Annotated in this window: 16 protein-coding genes; 6 read left to right on the plus strand and 10 right to left on the minus strand. The window is 68.1% G+C overall.

What is annotated here, in order from left to right; genetic code table 11:
• The first annotated feature begins 66 nt into the window (after positions 1-66).
• The 5 genes from ASF22_RS00120 to ASF22_RS00140 all read left to right on the plus strand — a co-directional run bounded on the left by ASF22_RS00120 (position 67) and on the right by ASF22_RS00140 (position 5,060).
• Positions 67-384 (plus strand): DUF1127 domain-containing protein, encoded by a 318-nt coding sequence (locus tag ASF22_RS00120; protein ID WP_056260476.1) that lies wholly within the window; start codon positions 67-69, stop codon positions 382-384.
• Positions 385-556: 172 nt separating this feature from the next.
• Complete coding sequence (locus ASF22_RS00125; protein ID WP_056169721.1) at positions 557-2,446, plus strand: monovalent cation:proton antiporter-2 (CPA2) family protein; 1,890 nt, start codon at positions 557-559, stop codon at positions 2,444-2,446.
• Entirely contained in the window at positions 2,439-3,869 is a 1,431-nt protein-coding gene (locus tag ASF22_RS00130; protein ID WP_156398839.1) for an MATE family efflux transporter, read from the plus strand. The genes ASF22_RS00125 and ASF22_RS00130 overlap by 8 nt, the downstream gene beginning before the upstream one ends.
• 150 nt (positions 3,870-4,019) lie before the next feature.
• Positions 4,020-4,196 (plus strand): DUF3606 domain-containing protein, encoded by a 177-nt coding sequence (locus ASF22_RS00135; RefSeq protein ID WP_156398840.1) that lies wholly within the window; start codon positions 4,020-4,022, stop codon positions 4,194-4,196.
• A 117-nt stretch (positions 4,197-4,313) separates the two neighbouring features.
• Positions 4,314-5,060 carry a molybdopterin-binding protein gene (locus ASF22_RS00140; RefSeq protein ID WP_056260887.1) on the plus strand — a complete coding sequence of 249 codons (747 nt, stop codon included), beginning with the start codon at positions 4,314-4,316 and terminating at the stop codon, positions 5,058-5,060.
• Positions 5,061-5,069: 9 nt separating this feature from the next.
• Here ASF22_RS00140 and ASF22_RS00145 read toward each other — a convergent pair whose 3' ends face one another.
• A complete protein-coding gene (locus ASF22_RS00145) occupies positions 5,070-5,249 on the minus strand; it encodes a hypothetical protein (RefSeq protein WP_056169726.1) in 180 nt (59 codons plus the stop codon).
• 236 nt (positions 5,250-5,485) lie between these two features.
• Here ASF22_RS00145 and ASF22_RS00150 point away from each other — a divergent pair, with 236 nt between their 5' ends.
• A complete protein-coding gene (locus tag ASF22_RS00150; RefSeq protein ID WP_056169729.1) occupies positions 5,486-6,370 on the plus strand; it encodes a porin family protein in 885 nt (294 codons plus the stop codon).
• A gap of 107 nt (positions 6,371-6,477) precedes the next feature.
• Here the strand turns inward: ASF22_RS00150 and ASF22_RS00155 are convergent, their stop codons facing one another.
• From ASF22_RS00155 to ASF22_RS00195, 9 genes are all read right to left on the minus strand, one after another.
• Positions 6,478-6,912 (minus strand): heme-binding protein, encoded by a 435-nt coding sequence (locus tag ASF22_RS00155; RefSeq protein WP_056169732.1) that lies wholly within the window; start codon positions 6,910-6,912, stop codon positions 6,478-6,480.
• A 248-nt stretch (positions 6,913-7,160) separates the two neighbouring features.
• Complete coding sequence (locus ASF22_RS00160; protein ID WP_056169734.1) at positions 7,161-8,135, minus strand: CoA ester lyase; 975 nt, start codon at positions 8,133-8,135, stop codon at positions 7,161-7,163.
• 134 nt (positions 8,136-8,269) lie between these two features.
• Positions 8,270-11,029, minus strand: coding sequence for a phosphoenolpyruvate carboxylase (locus ASF22_RS00165; protein WP_056260477.1), 2,760 nt, complete (start codon positions 11,027-11,029; stop codon positions 8,270-8,272).
• Between the two features lie 293 nt (positions 11,030-11,322).
• Positions 11,323-12,216 carry a succinate--CoA ligase subunit alpha gene (gene sucD, locus ASF22_RS00170; RefSeq protein ID WP_056260480.1) on the minus strand — a complete coding sequence of 298 codons (894 nt, stop codon included), beginning with the start codon at positions 12,214-12,216 and terminating at the stop codon, positions 11,323-11,325.
• An 18-nt stretch (positions 12,217-12,234) separates the two neighbouring features.
• Positions 12,235-13,428: a malate--CoA ligase subunit beta gene (locus ASF22_RS00175; protein WP_056169743.1), complete on the minus strand. Its 1,194-nt coding sequence runs from the start codon at positions 13,426-13,428 to the stop codon at positions 12,235-12,237.
• A 249-nt stretch (positions 13,429-13,677) separates the two neighbouring features.
• Positions 13,678-14,304, minus strand: coding sequence for a methenyltetrahydrofolate cyclohydrolase (gene fchA, locus ASF22_RS00180; RefSeq protein WP_056260481.1), 627 nt, complete (start codon positions 14,302-14,304; stop codon positions 13,678-13,680).
• Positions 14,305-14,307: 3 nt separating this feature from the next.
• Positions 14,308-15,168, minus strand: coding sequence for an NADP-dependent methylenetetrahydromethanopterin/methylenetetrahydrofolate dehydrogenase (locus ASF22_RS00185; protein ID WP_056260483.1), 861 nt, complete (start codon positions 15,166-15,168; stop codon positions 14,308-14,310).
• A 143-nt stretch (positions 15,169-15,311) separates the two neighbouring features.
• The gene (locus ASF22_RS00190; RefSeq protein WP_056260485.1) at positions 15,312-16,250 is read right to left on the minus strand and encodes a D-2-hydroxyacid dehydrogenase; all 939 of its coding nucleotides are present in this window, start codon (positions 16,248-16,250) and stop codon (positions 15,312-15,314) included.
• Positions 16,251-16,340: 90 nt separating this feature from the next.
• Positions 16,341-17,549: an aminotransferase class V-fold PLP-dependent enzyme gene (locus ASF22_RS00195; protein ID WP_056169756.1), complete on the minus strand. Its 1,209-nt coding sequence runs from the start codon at positions 17,547-17,549 to the stop codon at positions 16,341-16,343.
• Positions 17,550-18,063 lie beyond the last annotated feature (514 nt).

An 18,063-nucleotide genomic window follows, 5' to 3' on the forward strand; every position in this document is an offset into this window, starting at 1 on the left:
CGGCACTGTCCCTGTCCCGAACAGCCCCCGGGCGCCAGGGTCGCGCCAGACGACGGGAGCGCGGTCATGACCGGTACGATGATACGGAATTCTGGAGGGGCGACGGTCGCGGCCCGGCAGTCCGCAGGGGACCGGGACCCTGTCCTGCACCGGGCATGGGCCGCCGCTGCCGCCGGCGTCGCAAAGCTGGCCGCCGGGGTCTCGCGCGCCGCCATCAACGCCCGGATCCTGCGTCAGCTCGGGGCCATGTCGGAGCGCGAGCTGAAGGATATCGGGCTGGTGCGCCAGGACCTGCACGATGCCGCCGCCCTGCGCCAAGACGGCGATTCCACCACCCTGCTGCTCGCCCGCCGCGAGGAACGCAAGGCCGCGCGGCGGGCCTGAGCGAGGCTGCCGATGTGGGTGCCGATTCGCACGGGGACGGCTCCGGGCCCGCATTCGGTGTCGGAGGCCGAATGGCGATCCCGGCGGAGGTGGTCTAAGACGGCGCTGCCTCAGCGTCCGTGATCGCCACGATCGGTTCGATCGGGACCGGCCATCTCCAGCCAGGACCCCCATGGCGAGCGCCGCGACCCACGTCAGCTTCCTGCCGCCCGTTCTGACGTTCCTGTCGGCGGCGGTGATCGGCGTTCCGATCTTCCGGCTCATCGGCCAGAGCGCCGTGCTCGGCTACCTCGTGGCCGGCGTGATCATCGGCCCGTTCGGCTTCTCCCTCATCGCCGAGCCCGAGACGGCGGCGAGCGTCGCCGAACTCGGCGTGGTGCTGCTGCTGTTCATCGTCGGCCTCGAACTCCAGATCTCCCGCCTTGTCTCCATGCGGCGCGACATCTTCGGCCTCGGAGCGGCGCAGCTCTTCGTCTGCACCCTGGTGCTCGCCGGCATCGGCTTCCTGTTCGGCCTGACGCCATCGGCCGCCTTCGTCATCGGCATCGCGCTCGCCCTGTCGGCCACCGCCGTCGCCCTGCAGCTCCTGGAGGAGCGCGGCGACCTCGGCACGCCCTATGGCGGCCGCGCCTTCGCGGTGCTGCTGTTCCAGGACATTTCCGTGGTGGCGATCCTCGCCCTGATGCCGCTGCTCGCCTCCACCGGGAGCGGCGGGGGCGACGGCTGGCTCCTCACCGCCCTGCAATCGACCGGCACCGTGGGCGCGGCCATCCTCGCCGTGGTCCTGGTGGGCCGTTACGGCCTCAACCCGTTCTTCGGCCTCCTCGCCGCCAGCGGCGCCCGCGAGGTGATGACCGCCGCCGCCCTCCTGGTGGTGCTCGGCACCGCCATGCTGATGGAGCATGTCGGCCTGTCCATGGCCATGGGGGCGTTCCTGGCCGGCGTGCTCCTCGCCGAATCGAACTTCCGCCATCAGCTCGAAGCCGACATCGAACCGTTCCGCGGCATGCTGCTCGGCCTGTTCTTCATGAGCGTCGGCATGTCCATCGACGGCGGCCTGCTGAAAGCCGAGTGGCCGTGGCTGCTCGGTGCCACCGCAGGCGCCATCCTGATCAAGGTCGGTCTCGTCGCCGGCCTGTTCCGGCTGTTCGGCTCGAACTGGCTCGACGCCGTGCGCGGGGGTGCGATCCTGGCGCCGGCCGGTGAATTCGCCTTCGTGCTCCTGCCGGTGGGCGGCGAGCTCGGCCTCATCGACGGACCGAGCGGACGATTCGCCATCGCGCTCGCGGCGCTGACCATGCTGGTCGGCCCGGTGGCGGCCAAGGCCCTGGACAGCGCCCTCGCGCGCCGCCGCCGCGAACCCGACCTGACGCCCGATACCATCGAGAACACGGAAGCCCGCGTCCTCGTGGTCGGCTTCGGCCGCTTCGGCCAGATCCTGACCCAGGTGCTCCTCGCCGAAGGCATCAGCGTCACGGTCATCGACAAGGACGTGGAGCAGATCCGCTCCGCCTCGCGCTTCGGCTTCCGCATCTTCTACGGCGACGGCACCCGCCTCGATGTGCTGCGCGCTGCCGGCATCGGCCGGGTCGAACTCCTGTGCGTCTGCGTCGACGAGCCGGAGGCCGCCCTGAAGATCGTCGACATCGTCCACGAGGAATTCTCCAGCGTGCGGACCTATGTGCGGGCCTACGACCGCATGCACGCCGTGGAGCTCATGAACCGGGACGTCGATTTCCAGCTGCGGGAGACCGTGGATTCCGCCCTCGGCTTCGGCCGCGCCACCCTGGAGGGCCTCGGCGTCGCGCCCGATGCGGCCGCCGCCATCGCGGAGGACGTGCGCAAGCGCGACGTCGCCCGCCTCGTCCTGCAGCAGGCGGGCGCCCTGCCGGATGCCGCGAGCTGGATGCGCGGTGCGGCGCAGATCAAGCCCGAACCGCTCACCGAACCGCAGCGCCCGTCGCGGGCCCTCAACGCCGAGACCCGCGACATCATCGGCACCAAGGCCCGCGAGGCCGCAGCCCATACCCTCGAAGTCCGGGACGTTCCCTCCGATGCTTGAAACGAACCCGGCGGCGGCCCGCTTCGTCAGCGGCTCGATCCTGCGCCACGTGGTGGTGATGAGCGCCACCGGGTCCGTCGGCCTGATGGCCCTGTTCGTCGTCGACCTCCTGTCGCTGCTCTACGTGTCGAAGCTCGGCGATCCGACCCTGACGGCGGCGGTGGGCTTCGCCACCATCGTCCAGTTCTTTGCCATCGCCATCAACATCGGCCTGATGATCGCCGCCGGGGCCCTGGTCTCGCGGGCCATCGGGGCCGGTGACGAAGCGGGTGCCCGGCGCCTGGCCACCTCCGGCACCATCCACGGCATCCTCGTCTCGGGCGTCCTCGTCGTGGCGATGCTGCCGTTCCTGCCCGTCTTCCTCACGGCCATCGGCGCCGATGCCGAAACCCTGCCGGTGGCGACCCGCTTCCTCTGGATCACCCTGCCGTCGAACCTCCTCATGGGGCCCGGGATGATGTTCTCCGGGCTCCTGCGCGCCGTCGGGGCCGCGCGTCAGGCCATGCTGGTGACCCTGGCCGGCGCCCTCGTCACCGCCGGACTCGATCCGCTCCTCATCTTCGGTGCCGGCCTCGGGGTGGACGGCGCCGCCATCACCACCTGCGTGGCGCGCGCCACCTTCGCCCTCGTCGGCCTGTGGGGCGTGCGCCGGTTCCGCATGCTCGCCCGGCCGCGGGTCGCCGACATCGTCGCCGACGCGCCCATCGTGTTCCGCATCGCCCTGCCGGCGGTGCTGACCAACCTCGCCCCGTCCGTCGCCAGCGCCTTCATCGCCCATGCGCTGGCGAAGTTCGGGGCCGTCGCCATCGCGGGCAATGTGGTCATCGACCGCCTCACCCCCGTGGCCTTCGGCGGCCTGTTCGCCCTCTCCGGCTCCATCGGGCCGATCCTCGGACAGAACTGGGGGGCTGGCCGGTTCGACCGGATGCGCGGCGTCCTGCGCGACGGCGCCCTCGTGACGGGAGCCTACGTCCTGGTGGTCTGGGCGGCGCTGTTCCTCGCCCGCGAGCCCTTGACGCGACTGTTCGAACTACAGGGGGTGGCCGCCGACCTGTTCGGGTTCTTCTGCCTCGTCAGCGGCGGGGTCTGGTTCTTCACCGGGCTGCTGTTCCTGGCCAACGCCTCGTTCAACAACCTCGGCTTCCCGTTCTACTCGACGGTGCTGAACTGGGGCCGGGCCACCCTCGGCACCGTTCCGCCCGCCCTGCTCGGCGCGCATCTCTACGGTCCCCGGGGCGTCATCGCGGGGGTCGGCCTCGGCTCGGTGTTCTTCGGCCTCGCCGGCATCGCCCTCGCCTTCCGCACGGTCGCCACCCTGGAGGCCCGGGCGGCCGCCCTTCCGGCCCCGGAACCGGAGGAGTCCCTGGCGAGCACGGACGCCTCCCTCGCCGCCGGACCGGCCCAGTCGGGGGTCCTCGTCTGAGGGCCGGGCGGCCCTGTGGAGGGCCGGGCGGGCCCTGTTGAAAAACCGCTGCATCCCGTCACGCGCCGGAAACAAAACCCTTCGGGCCACGTTCAGACTTCGATCTCCGACGAGACACGGAGCCAGTTCTCCCATCCTCAGGGTTTGACCATGATCGCCGATCGGATCTCCGCCCAGCCAGCCCAGAAGACCCACCTCGACATCTACGACACCCAGGCCCGCTCGAGCATGGCCACCCGCCTCGGCGTGTCCGAGGATCGCCTGCGCAAGGCCGTCCACATCGTCGGTTCGCGCATCTCCACGCTGACGAGCTACTTCCACAAGTAGGTCGATCCGGCCGACGAAGGAGACGCCGGAGCGGGCGTCCCTTACTCGCGAGTGGCGGTCCGCCCGCCCCTGCCCTACGTCGATCCGGCACCGCTCCCTCAGCGCCTCCGGACCGCCATGACCGTATCCACCCCCATCACCGCCGCCATCCTCGTGATCGGCGACGAAATCCTGTCCGGCCGGACGAAGGACAGGAACATCGGCACCATCGCCGATTACTGCACGGCCGTCGGGATTGATCTGCGCGAGGTCCGCATCGTCCCGGACGAGCAGGACCGCATCGTCGAGGCCGTGAACGCCCTGCGGGCGGGCCACACCTACCTCTTCACCACCGGCGGCATCGGCCCGACCCACGACGACATCACCGCCGATAGCGTCGCCGCCGCCTTCGGGGTCTCCATCGACGTCGACCAGCGCGCCGTCGCGATGCTGCTGGAGCGGCACAAGCCGGAAGACCTCAACGAGGCCCGCCTGCGCATGGCCCGGATCCCGGCCGGCGCCGACCTCATCGCCAATCCGGTCTCGAAGGCACCGGGCTTCCGCCTCGGCAACGTCTTCGTCATGGCGGGCGTGCCGGCGATCATGCAGGCGATGCTGGATTCCATCGGACCGACCCTGGAGACGGGCGCCCGCGTCCTGTCGCACACCATCGAGGCGGGACTGCCCGAAGGCACCTATGCGGGCGCCCTCGGAGAGTTGGCCAAGGCCCATGCGGGCGTGTCCATCGGATCCTATCCGTCGATGACCTCGACCGGCTTCACCAACCGGATCGTAGTCCGGGGCAGGGACCCGCAAGCCCTCGACGCGGCCAGGGCGGATGTCGAGGCCCTGGTCGCCCGTCTGCGGGCGGACGCGGGCGCCTGACGGCGCCTGTCAGGCTCGCAACGCCGGCTTCGCCTTCACCGCTGCGGCCAGGGCCTTGAGGTGACGGTTGAGGTCGGCGATCTCGTTCAGCGCGATGGTCTTGTGGCCGTCCTTGACCGCGCGCTCGATGTCGCTGACCTGCTCGGTCGCGATACGCTTCAGTTCGGCGGCGAGTTTGTCCCGTGTCATCGTCGCTCCTGTCACGGCTCGGGGTTCTCCCGGGTGATAGCGACATGGGCTTAACCGGGCGTTGTCGTGGCGTGAAACGGCGTTCGGCCGATGCCGATTTCGTGATCGGTGCGGGGAGCTTACGGAAGGCCCGGTCGCATTCCAGCGCTTGGTGTTGCGCCGCGGTCATAGGTGGGTGGCGCAGCCCAGGGTTAAGCTCCGCGCAGCCTTCAGCCCATCGCCGAGAACCCATTCCCATGTTCGCCAAGCTCCTCCTGGCCGGCACCGCAGCGATCCTCGCCGTGTCGAGCGCGTCCGCCGCCGATCTGCCGCGTCGTGCGGCGCCGCCGCCGGTGTTCACCGCCGTGCCGGTCTTCACCTGGACCGGCTTCTACCTCGGCACCCACAGCTCCTACGCCTTCAGCGACCGCCAGACGATCCGCACCACCGGCAACAACAACGGCACCGGCGGCATCACCAACACGCAGCTGAACGTCGCCCAAGGTCGTCGTGCAGGCACCTTCCGCTCCGAGCAGGACGGCATCGGCAACGTCGGTGGCGGCATCGGTTACAACTATCAGTTCACCCCGGGCTCGGGCTTCGTCGTCGGCGCCGCCACCGAGGTGACCTGGACCGACATCAGCAAGAGCTACAGCTACTTCGGTCCGGTCATCCCCGGCGTGAACACCGCCGCCGATCCGAGCAACCTGCGCCAGCGCCTCGACTACCTCGGCACGGTCACGGGCCGCCTCGGCTACGCGTTCGACCGGTTCCTCGTCTACGGAACCGGCGGCTTCGCCTACGGCAACGTCAACTACAGCGCCGGCTTCTTCAATCCGGCCGGCGCACTGGCCTATGCCGGCAAGTTCAACGGCATGGAGACCGGCTACGTCTACGGCGGCGGCATCGAGTACGCGATCCCCACGGACAGCTTCCTCAACCGCTTCAACTTCCTCGGCGGTCTCCTCGGCGCCAGCGCCGTGACCCTGAAGGCCGAGTACCTGCGCTACGACCTCGGCAGCCGCAACATCACCGTGAACACCACCGGCCTCACCGCCGCCACCGGCTCCTACACCTCGCGCTTCAACACCGAGGGCAGCATCGTCAAGGCCGGCTTCAACTATAAGTTCGGCGGCCTCTGAGCCTGACTGTCCGGCGGTCCCTCCGGATCGCCGATGCGGCAAACGACAAGGCCCCGCTCTCGCGAGCGGGGCCTTGTCCGTTGGGCGGTGTCGGGAAGAGCGCCCGCTCAGGTGCGCCAGGGATGCGCCGGCAATTCCGTCGCCCCGATGGCGCTGGCACCCGCGAGGGCCACGGCGTGGTCGTTCTCCACCGTCGAGCCGCTGACGCCGATGGCGCCGGACATCTCGCCGTCCTTGTCCACGATCGGGATGCCGCCCGGGAAGGTGATCAGCCCGTCGTTGGAATGCTCGATGCCGTAGAGCGGGCCGCCGGGCTGCGACAGCGCCCCGATCTGGCCGGTCATCATGCCGAAGAACACCGAGGTCTTGGCCTTCTTGTGCGCGATATCGATGGAGCCGACCCAGGCACCGTCCATCCGGTAGAACGCCTTGAGATTACCGCCGGAATCCACGACGGCGATACACATCTGGGTGCCGAGCTCGACGGCCTTGGCGCGGGCGGCCTCGATGGCCTTGTGGGCGTCTTCGATGGTCACGTGCATGGGGTTATCTCCGGTTGTTTGGAATCTCGACCGCGATGCGGGCGATCTCGTCAAAGGACATCTTTCGGATGTTGGCCGCGGACTCCCTCTTCTGAACGGAGAGGGAGCCCGTTGCGTTCGACAGTCCTCATGAGCTTTTCGCCGACACGGCTGAAGAGCGTGGAGCCTGACGTTTCCTGTCCGACATGAGAATGGCCGCTCCTCTCTGGAGCGGCCATTCTGCATGTCGGTCGTATCGCGAGGAAACCTTACTTCGCGCTCATCGCGTTGGCCTTCTCGATCAGCGCTTCGGCCATGCGGATCGAGGCGATGTCGATGAGGCGGCCGTCGAGGGAGACGGCGCCGCGGCCGGCCTTGGCGGCCTCTTCCATGGCGACCAGGATGCGGCGCGCCTTGGTGACCTCGGCCTCGGACGGGGTGAACACGTCGTTGGCGAGATCGATCTGCGACGGGTGGATCGCCCACTTGCCCTCGAAGCCAAGGGCAGCGCAGCGCTTGGCCGCCGAGACGTAGCCGTCGGGATCGGAGAAGTCGCCGAACGGACCGTCGATGGGGCGCAGGCCGTAGGCGCGGCAGGCGACCAGCATGCGGTTCTGGGCGAACAGCCACGGGTCCTGCCAATGGGTCTGGCGGTTACCGGCCTCGTCCTTGTCGGTGAGCACCGAGAAATCGGGGTTCACACCGCCGATGACCTGGGCGCGGGCGCGGGTCGAAGCGGCGTAATCGGCCACACCGAACGACATGGCTTCGAGGCGCGGCGAGGACTGGGCAATGGCCTCGACGTTGGCCATGCCCAGCGCCGTCTCGATGAGAACCTCGAAGCCGATCTTCTTCTCGCGCTTCTTGGCCTGCTCGATCTGGGTGGTGAGCACGTCGATGGCGTAGACGTCGGCGGCGACGCCGACCTTGGGGATCAGGATCATGTCGAGGCGCGGACAGGCTTCGACGATGTCGACCACGTCGCGGTACATGTAGTGGGTGTCGAGACCGTTGATGCGGATCATCATGGTCTTGGTGCCCCAGTCGATCTCATTGAGCGCCTGGATGATGTTCTTGCGGGCCTGCTCCTTGTCGTCGGGGGCGACGGCGTCCTCGAGGTCGAGGAAGATCACATCGGCCTTCGAGCTGGCGGACTTTTCCATGAAGGTCGGGTTGGAGCCCGGAACGGCGAGCTCCGAGCGGTGAAGGCGGGGCGTCGCCTGCTGGATCAGGGTAAAGCTCATGGGTGTTTCCTTCCTCTGGGGGTGGTGTTCTGGCCGATGATGCAACGCGGCGACGCGTGGCACCAGACGGAGAAGTGTGCGCTCCCGCGCGGTCCGAAGGCCAAGAACGGCCCCCGGTATCCTGGTGAAACCTCTCAGCCCGTCGCCCCGAAGCCGACGGCGATGCAGTTGATGGACAGCAGCAGGGCGGATTTCACCGCCTCGCGCTTGTCCTCGTCCTCCTCCGCGCGGAAGCGGCGCAGGAGCTCCACCTGCTCGCGGCTGACCTGATTGATGGTCGGCAGGCGCCCGTTGAGGCGGTCGCGGAACAGGGGGAAGCGCGCGGCGAGTTCGGTATCGCCGCTGACGCGCAGGCACATCTCACGGGTCAGCGCGTACTCGGCCTCGATGAGCGGGAAGATGCTCGCGCGGGCGTTCGCGTCGGGCACGAGGCTCGCGTAATCCCGGGCGATCTCGAGATCGACCATCAGCAGGGTCTTCTCGACCTCGTCGAGGATGAGACGGAAGGGCTTCGATTCGGCGAACAGGCGCTTGAGCTGCGTTTCGCCCTGCGCCCCGCGCACGTCGAGGAAACTCTTCAACCCCGAACCGACCCCGTACCATCCGGTGATGACGTGCCGATTCTGCGACCAGGCGAACACCCACGGGATCGCCCGCAGGTCGGAGAGCGAGCGCGCCCCGAAGCGCCGGGCCGGGCGCGAGCCGATGTTGAGGAGCGCGATCTCGTCCAGCGGGCTCGCGGCACCGAAATAGGTGACGAGATCGGGGTGCTGGATCAGGTTGACGTAGGCCGCGCGCGAGGCGCCGGACAACGCCTCCAGGCAATCGTCGAACTCGTTGCGGGGGATCTTCGCGGCTTCCCGCTCGGATTTCAGGGCATGCTCGAACACCGAGGAGGCGAGAAGCTCCATCTGGTAGGCGGCGGTGCCCCGGTTGGCGTACTTGAACGAGACGACCTCGCCTTGCTCCGTGGTGCGGAACCGCCCGTTGATGGAGCCCGGCGGCTGGGCCGCGATGGCCCGCGCGGTGGGCGCCCCGCCGCGGCTCACGGAGCCGCCGCGGCCATGGAAGAATGCGATGGGGACGCCCGAGGCCTTGCCGAGGTCGGTGAGCTTGCCCTGCGCCTTGTACAGCTCCCAGTTCGAGGCGACGAAGCCGCCGTCCTTGTTCGAATCCGAGTAGCCGATCATCACCTCTTGCACCCCGCCCTGCCAGCGGGTCGAGCGGCGCACGACGGGGATCCCGAAGAGCTCCTTCATGATGGCCGGGGCGGCGCGCAGGTCGTCGATGGTCTCGAACAGGGGCACGATGGGTAGGCAGCAGATCTCGGTACCGGCGGCGTCGAGGAAGTTGCCGGCCTCCTTGGCGAGCAGGTAGGCGCCGAGGATGTCGGGCACGGAGCGCGTCATCGACAGGACGAAGGAGCCGAAGGCCTCACGGTCGAGCTGCTCGCGCATCTCGCCCACGAGCGCGAAGGTCTCCAGGGTCTCGCGAGCGTCGTCGGGCAGCCCCTCGAACGAGCGCTCACCCTTGCGGGGCTTCGCGAGCTCGTCGAGGAGCCACTTCTTCCACTCGGGCGAGTCGAGGTCCGGCGGCGTCTTGTTCTGGCCGTTGGCCTCGGCCCACAGGGCATGAAGCGTCTTCGTCGTGCGCGTAGTGTTTTCGCGAAGGTCGAGTCGGACCGTCGAGAATCGGAAGATCTCGACCATGCGGCGCACGGGGCGGACGAGGTCGGTAGCCAGCGACGGGCATTTCGCGTCGGCCAGCCCCTGCTCCAGGGTGCGCAGGTCGTTGATGAGGGTGTCGGCGCTCGGATAATCCGGGCCGGTGGAACGCTGGCCCTCGTTGCGCCGGATGGTGGCCTCCAGCTTGCGCAGGATGCAGGTGAGGAACTGGCGATAGGCCTCGCCCGGGTTGCGGCTGGCGATGGCGCGGCCGTCGCCGCTCTCGGCCAGGAGCTGCGCGAGTTCGGCCTTGAACGTCGCCGGCACCGGAAGCGAGCGCTCGGTGAGCGACAGGGTGCGGCCCAGCGCCGTGACGCCGTCGCGGTAGCGCCGGAGCGACGCCAGGGCGTTGCGCTGCAGGGTGGCGCGGGTGACCGACGCGGTGACGTAGGGGTTTCCGTCGCGGTCGCCGCCGATCCACGAGCCGAACTGGAAGAACGGCGGCACCTCGAACTTCTCGTCCGGATAGTACTGCGCCAGGCTCTCCTCCAGGGAGTAGAGCACCTCGGGCAGCATCTCGAACAGGGTCTCGTCGAAGAAGTGCAGGCCCCAGGCGACCTCCCGCTCGACGGTGGCCTTCTCGAGATGCAGTTCGCCCGTCATCCAGACGAGTTCGATCTGGTCGCGCAGCTCGTTCATCAGGCCGTTGCGCTCGCGCTCGGTCCAGCGCGGCAATTCGAGCTCGCGCAGCACGAGATAGATGCGGCGGAACTTCTCCAGCACGGTGACGCGCTTGCCCTCGGTGGGGTGGGCCGTGATGGTCGGGCGAATGCGCAGGTCCTTCAGGAGACCGTGGATCTCCGGCGCCTTGATGCCGTTCTGGGCGGCCTCGGCCAGGACGGCATGGAAGCTGCCGCTCAACGCCTCGCGGCCCTTGGTGCGCTCGACCTGCCGGCGCCGGCGCATGGCGGCGTTCTGCTCGGCGATGGACAGCAGCTGGAACCAGATGCCCTGCACTTGAAGCGCGCGGGCGAGGAGCTCGGGCGAGAAATCGGAGATGTTGGCGCGGCCGTGCAGCACGTCCTCGAGTTCGGGCTCGTGCCGGCGCGCCACTTCGACGAGGGCGCGGAACAGGATGTCGAGGGCCTCCTTCGACGAGGTGCCGGTGATGACCGGCGGCGCGAAGGTGTGGTCGATGGGGCCGACCGGGGCGTGAAGGGTATCCGTCATGGACAAGGCCACCTCGAAAGGAGTTTGTGCCGATCGACCGCGACGGAGGCGCTCGATGGGGGTGCGGCCGACCCGGTAGCATGGGACCGGCCGCCGGAACGATCAAGGGTCGGTTTTCTTGGGCATGACCCCCTTCGCGGGCCACCTTCTCCCCCCTGCGGGAGAAGGTGGCCCGCGAAGGGGGTCGGGCCGGGACGAAGTCCCATAAGAGGGGTGTGCCCCGTTCGAAGAGGTCGTTCCCCTCTCCCGGCCGCTCCGCGCCCCCCCCCGCAGAGGGGGGAGGGTTCATGCGCTCACGCCGCCAGCTTGCGCATCACCTGCGCCACCGTGGAGCCGAACTCGCCGGGGCTCGGGGCCACGGTGAGGCCGTAGGAGCGCATGATCTCGGCCTTCTCGGCGGCCGAATCGCCGGTGGCCGAGATGATGGCGCCGGCGTGGCCCATGCGGCGCCCCTTCGGCGCCGTGAGGCCGGCGACGAAGCCGATGACGGGCTTCGACATGTTCTCCTTGATCCAGGCGGAGGCTTCGGCCTCCTGCGGGCCGCCGATCTCGCCGATCATCAGAACGGCCTTGGTCTCCGGGTCCTGCTCGAACAGGGCGAGGTGATCGAGGAAGGACGAGCCGTTGATGGGGTCGCCACCGATGCCCACCGAGGTGGTGATGCCGATACCCTCTTCCTTCATCTGCGCGGCGGCCTCGTACCCGAGGGTGCCCGAGCGCGAGATCACGCCGACATTGCCTTTCAGGTAGATGTGGCCGGGCATGATACCGAGCATCGACTTGCCGGGCGAGATGATGCCGGCGCAGTTCGGGCCCACCACCATGGTGCGCTTGTCCTTGGGGTAGCGTCGGAGATACCGCTTCACCCGCATCATGTCCTGGGCCGGAATGCCGTCGGTGATGGAGCAGATGAGGGCGAGGCCCGCATCCGCGCCTTCCATGATGGCGTCGGCTGCGAAGGGCGGGGCCACGAAGGTGATGGAGGTGGTGGCACCCGTGGCCTCCACGGCCTCCTTGACGGTGTTGAACACCGGCACGCCGAGATGGGTCTTGCCGCCCTTGCCGGGAGTGACGCCGCCGACGACGTTGGAGCCGTACTCCATCATCTCCTTCGCGTGGAAGGTACCCTTGTCGCCCGTGATGCCCTGAATGATGATCGGGGTCTTCTCGTCGATCAGAATGCTCATGACGTATCCTCCCCGTTCTCAGTTGGCGCGCGCGGCCGAGCCGGCCTTGGCGGCAGCGCACGCCTCGACGGCCTTGGCGGCGGCGTCGGACAGGCTGTTGGCGGTGATGAGGTCGAGGCCGCTCTCGGCCAGGATCTTCTGACCGGCCTCGACGTTCGTGCCGGCGAGGCGGACGATGAGCGGTACGTCGATCTTCACCTCCCGCGCCGCCTGGATGACGCCCTGGGCGACCCAGTCGCAGCGGTTGATGCCGGCGAAGATGTTGACGAGGATCGCTTTGACGTTGCGGTCCGAGAGGACGAGGCGGAACGCCGTCGCGACGCGATCAGGGCTGGCACCGCCACCCACGTCCAAGAAATTCGCCGGTTCGCCGCCCGCGTGCTTGATCATGTCCATGGTGGCCATGGCCAGACCGGCGCCGTTGACGATGCAGCCGATCTCGCCCTCGAGGCCGATATAGGAGAGGTTGTGCTCGGCGGCCTGGGCCTCGCGCGGGTCGCCCTGCGAGGGATCGTGCATGTCGGCGATGTTGCGCCGGCGGAACATGGCGTTGTCGTCGAAGGACATCTTGGCGTCGAGGGCCAGGACCCGGTCGTCCTTGGTGACAACGAGGGGGTTGATCTCCAGCATGGTGCCGTCGCAATCGCGGAACGCCCGGTAGGCGTTCATGATCGTCTTCACGGCAGCCGAGACCTGGCGGATGTTGAGGCCAAGCTGGAACGCGATCTCGCGGGCTTGGAACTGCTGCAGGCCCACCGCCGGCTCGACGACCACCTGGATCAGGGCCTCGGGCTCGTTGGCGGCGATCTCCTCGATGTCCATGCCGCCGCGCTGGGAGGCGATGACGCGGACCCGCTCGGCCTTCCGGTCGAGGACGTAGCCGAGGTAGAGTTCACGCTCGAACGGGTCGGCGGTCTCGATGTACACGCGCTGCACCGGCTTGCCCTCGGGACCGGTCTGCAGGGTGACGAGGCGCTTGCCGAGGAGGTCCTTGGCGGCGTCGCGGACCTCGTTGTAGGTCCGGCACAGCTTGATGCCACCGGCCTTGCCGCGGGCACCGGCGTGGATCTGCGCCTTCACGGCCCAGAACGAACCGCCGAGCTCGGTGGCGGCGTAGACCGCCTGATCGGGGCTGAAGGCCACCGCGCCCTTGGGAACCGCCACGCCGAAGCCAGCGAGCAACTCCTTGGCTTGGTACTCGTGAACGTCCATGTGCGATCTCCTCGACGTTTCCTCGGGGCGGACCTTCTCGTAAATTTCACTTCGCGAAAAGGGTCTTGCCGTTTATATTTTTTTACATTCTCGTTGAGTCTGCCTTGAAGGCAGTTGGAATGCTTCTGGATTTCAACAAACGCGACGACTCACCTTGGCGTTAGGGTCGCAGCGTCAAGCTTTGCGTGAAGTAATCCCCCGCGTTCTTTTGTGCGATGCGGAACGATCGGCGTCCCGCATCGCGAAAGATCAGTTCACCTTGGCCTTCACGATCTCGTAGATCGACTCGTTGAGCGGACCGGCCGAGCCCAGCAGGGTCTCGAGTTCCTGGAGACGCGCGTCGGCGAAGGTACGGTCGTCCAGGCCCTTGGCGTTGACGTAGACGTTGAGCGCCGCGCTGCGCAGGCCCGCATGGGCGGACAGCACCGCGACACCGGCATCGGAGATGACGTTGAGGTTGCCCTTGTCGGCGACGGGCTGGGCGAGGTCGATGACCTTGCGGCAGGCCCGGCAACACTCGAGAGGCACGTCCGTGGCCACCTTGAGGGCCGCCTGGATCTTCTCCGCCCGCGCAGCCTTCTCCTCGTCCGTCGCCTTTGGCAGCGCGTAGGCGCCCATCACCGCGTCGAAGGCCGCCACATCGTCGGCGATCATGCGGGTGAGCTCGGCCCGGAGCGCCTCGGATTGTCCGAGGATCTCCTTCAGCTCGCCCTCCACCTCGACGTACTTCTTCTTCCCGATGGTGAGGTTGCACACCATGCTGAGAAGTGCGGCCCCCATGGCGCCGTGGATGGCGGCGGCACCGCCGCCGCCCGGGGTCGGGGCCGAGCTCGCGAGCCCGTCGAGGAAGGTCTGGATGGTTGCGTCGGCAGCCATGGCTCAGGCCATCTTCTTGGCGAGGGCGTAGATCTCCTCGGCGTCGAGCACCTGCTCGGTGCTGTCGAAGAGCTGGCCGACGCAGGCGCGGTGGAGCTTGAGCTTCAGGCCGCCGATGCCGAGCGCGCCGAACACCTTCTTGCCGTGGCGTTCCTTGCCCTTGTCCATGGCGTCGATCCCGCCGAAGCCGAGGGGCGGCTGGGCGTTGTAATCGGCCACGAACTCGATGCTGGCCTCGTCCTTCCAGTCGGCTTCCGACAGGAGCTCGATGCCGATGGCGCCGGCGGAGAACACGAGGTTCTGGCCCTTGACGATGGCGGCGCGAGAGGCGGCGTCCGGCGTCGCGGCGGCCGAGATTTCGACCTTGAAGCGCTTGTTGATCTGGTCCGCGGCGGCTTGGGCCTTGTCGATGGAGCGACCGCACAGGATCACGGTGGCGCCTTCCTGGGCCAGGAGCGCGGCCGAGCGCATGCCGACGGGGCCGGTACCGGCGAGCACGACGGCCTTCTTGCCCTGGAGCGAACCGGCGGCCTTCTGCACCAGTGCGACGCCGGCGGCGGCGGTGGTGTTGGAGCCGTTGGAATCGAGCATCACCGAGACGCGGAACGGGCCGAAGAAGCGCTTCTTGACCGCGTTCAGCACCGCCTCGCCGGCCGCCATGCTGCCGCCGCCGACGAAGATCGCCGTGGACTTCTTCTCGGAGCCGCCGCGGGTATAGATCGTGCCGTCGACCAGGGCGCCGACGTTCTCGGGCGTCACGTTGCCGTAGCCGGTGATGTGATCGGCGCCGCCATCGTAGCCGACGACCACGTCGAACACGCTCGGCACGGCATCGGTGTCGAATTGGAACAGCAGTTTTTTCATTTTTGTCGATCCCTATGCTTGTCCGCGCTCGGGCGCGGTTGGCGTTTGATTCTGAATTCTCGTCTCGTCACCGGAGGGCACGCTGGGCTCCCTCTCCAGGAAGGAGAGGGAGCCCGCGCCCATCCATCGGCAAGGCCGGCGACCTAGACCACGTTCTGCGGCTTGCCGGCGACGAAGGCCTCGACGTTGTCGACGAGCTGGTCGGCCAGGATCTGCATGGCCTCCTTGCTCGCCCACGCCACGTGCGGGGTCACGATGAGGTTCGGAAGGTCGAGCTCGCACAGGATGTTGCCGTTCTTGGGCGGCTCGGTCATCACCACGTCGAAGCCCGCGCCTCCGATGGTGCCGTTCTGAAGGGCCTCGGCCAGGGCCTCCTCGTCGACGAGGCCGCCGCGCGCGGTGTTGATGAGGAGCGCGTGCTTCTTCATCTTTGCGAGCTGTTCGCGGCCGATCATGTTGCGGGTCTCGGGCGTCAGCGGCGCGTGCAGCGTGATGACGTCGGACTGGGTGATGATGGTCTCGAAATCGACCAGCCCCTCCTGGGGGAACACGTCGTAGGCGATGACCTTCATGCCGAGCGCTTCCGCCCGCTTGGCGATGGACTTGCCCAGCGCCCCGTAGCCGACGATGCCGAGCGTCGACCCGGCGATGTCGTGGATCGGATAGTCGAAGTAGCAGAACTGGGTGGATTTGGCCCAGTCGCCTCGGCGAACGGAATTGGCGTAGGGCACGATGGCCCGGCGCAGGGCGAAGATCAGGCCGATCACGTGCTCGGGCACGGTGTTGAAGGCGTAGTTGCGGATGTTGACGACGGTGATGCCGCGTTCCTTGGCGACCGCCTTGTCGACCACGTCGGTGCCAGTGGCGGCGACGGCGATGAGCTTCAGGTCGGGCAGCTGCTTCAGCACGTCGGCGCGCATCGGCACCTTGTTGATGAGGGCGATCTCGGCCCCCTTCAGGCGCTCGACGATCTCCTCGGGCGTCCAGGTCGACTCGTACTCGACGTAATCGTGCGGAAAATTGAATTCCCGAACCTTGGCGTCGAGGGACTCGCGGTCGAGGAACACGATCTTCTTCGTCATGGAAGCCCTCAGGTCGCTCCGGCCGAACCGCCGGCGGCAGCGTGGTCGATGGGGTCGCCGGGGCGAAGGATCGCCCCGGCGATTGTCGGATCAGGCCTTGGCCAGGGGGTTCTCGCGCAGGTAGCTCGACGCGGCGGCGACACCGGACCCGGGCGTGACCTTCACGCCGTGGTCGAGCATGGCCATCTCGGCACCCGCGATGGCGCCGAGCAGCGACAGCTCGTTGAGGTCGCCGACGTGACCGATGCGGAACACCTTGCCGGCGAGCTTGTTCAGGCCGGCGCCAAGCGCGAGGTTGTAGCGGACATAGGCGTGCTTGATGATCGCCGCGCCGTCGATCCCCTCGGGCACCACGATGGTGGTGACCGTGTCGGAGTTCCACTTGGGCTCCTTGGCGCAGGTCTTCAGGCCCCAGGCCGCGACGGCCTGGCGGGTCGCCTCGCCGAGCACGTGATGACGGTGGTAGACGTTCTCGAGGCCTTCCTCGTTGAGGCAGGCCAGGGCCTCGCGCAGGCCGTAGAGCAGCGGCAGCGACGGGGTGTAGGGGAAGTAGCCGGCCGGGTTCTGCTTCTGGTGGTCGGCCCAGTCGAAGTAGACGTGGGCGAGGCGGTCGTTCTTGCCGGCCGAGGCTTCGGCCGCCTTGAGGGCCTTCTCGCTGACGCAGATCACGCCGAGGCCGGCGGGCAGCATCAGGCCCTTCTGGGAGCCGGCGATGGCGCAGTCGACGCCCCACTCGTCCATCTTGTAGGGGAGCGAGCCGACCGACGACACGCCGTCGACGAACAGCAGGGCCGGGTGGCCGGCCGCGTCGATGGCCTTGCGCACGGCGCCGATATCCGAGGTCACGCCCGTGGCGGTCTCGTTATGGACGACCATGACGGCCTTGATCTCGTGGTTCTTGTCGGCGCGCAGGGCCTCGCCGATCTTCTCCGGGTCCGCGCCCGTGCCCCACTCCTCGTCCTGCACGATGACGTCGAGGCCGAGGCGCTCGGCCATGTCGACCCAGAGCAGGCTGAACTGGCCGAAGCGCGCGGTCAGCACCTTGTCGCCGCGCGACAGGGTGTTGGTGAGCGCCGATTCCCAGATGCCGGTGCCGGAGGCCGGGAACAGGAAGATGGTGCCCTTGGTCGAGCCGAACACCGCCTTGGTGTCCTCGAACAGGGGCTTGGTCAGGGCGGGGAAGTCCACCGAGCGATGGTCCTCGGACTGCACCACCATCGACCGCAGGACGCGATCGGGGATGTTCGTCGGGCCAGGAACGAAGAGGTGGTTGCGACCCGGCCGTTTCGTTGCCGCCATGATGATGTCTCCGGTTCTCAAAGAAGTGCGCGCGATCCGTGCGACACACTTGGTTCAGTGACGGAAGATCTGCCCGTTTGGGCCGCCCTTCCGGGTGGATCGATGACGAGAGGCCGGCCCGGTTCAGGCAGCCGTCTCGGGTGGGCAGGCTCCTACGCGCTCGCGGACCCGCCGGAAACCCGGTCGGGCCCACTTACCCTCAGGCGATACTTGCCCTCAGGTAATGCTTACCCTCAGGCAGCCGACCCCGGAGGAGCCGGCCTCATGACGGAGACCCCCGATCCCGTCGGGAGCGAGGCACCGTGCTGTCGATGGGCTGCGGGCGTTCGAGACCTGCGCCGCGATGCGCGGACGCATCGAAACGCGCGGACAGCCGTGAAACGGGTCCGACGATCTCAAGCCGTTCTCCAGGCCGGGGCGCGCTCGCGAAACCGCGCTTCCCCAGGCCGTGCAGGCGCCATCCTGCCCCGTATTTCGCTGCCCTTCTTCACCTCTCGGGGCTCCGGACACACGA

Source organism: Methylobacterium sp. Leaf87 (assembly GCF_001422775.1).
Taxonomy (GTDB): domain Bacteria; phylum Pseudomonadota; class Alphaproteobacteria; order Rhizobiales; family Beijerinckiaceae; genus Methylobacterium.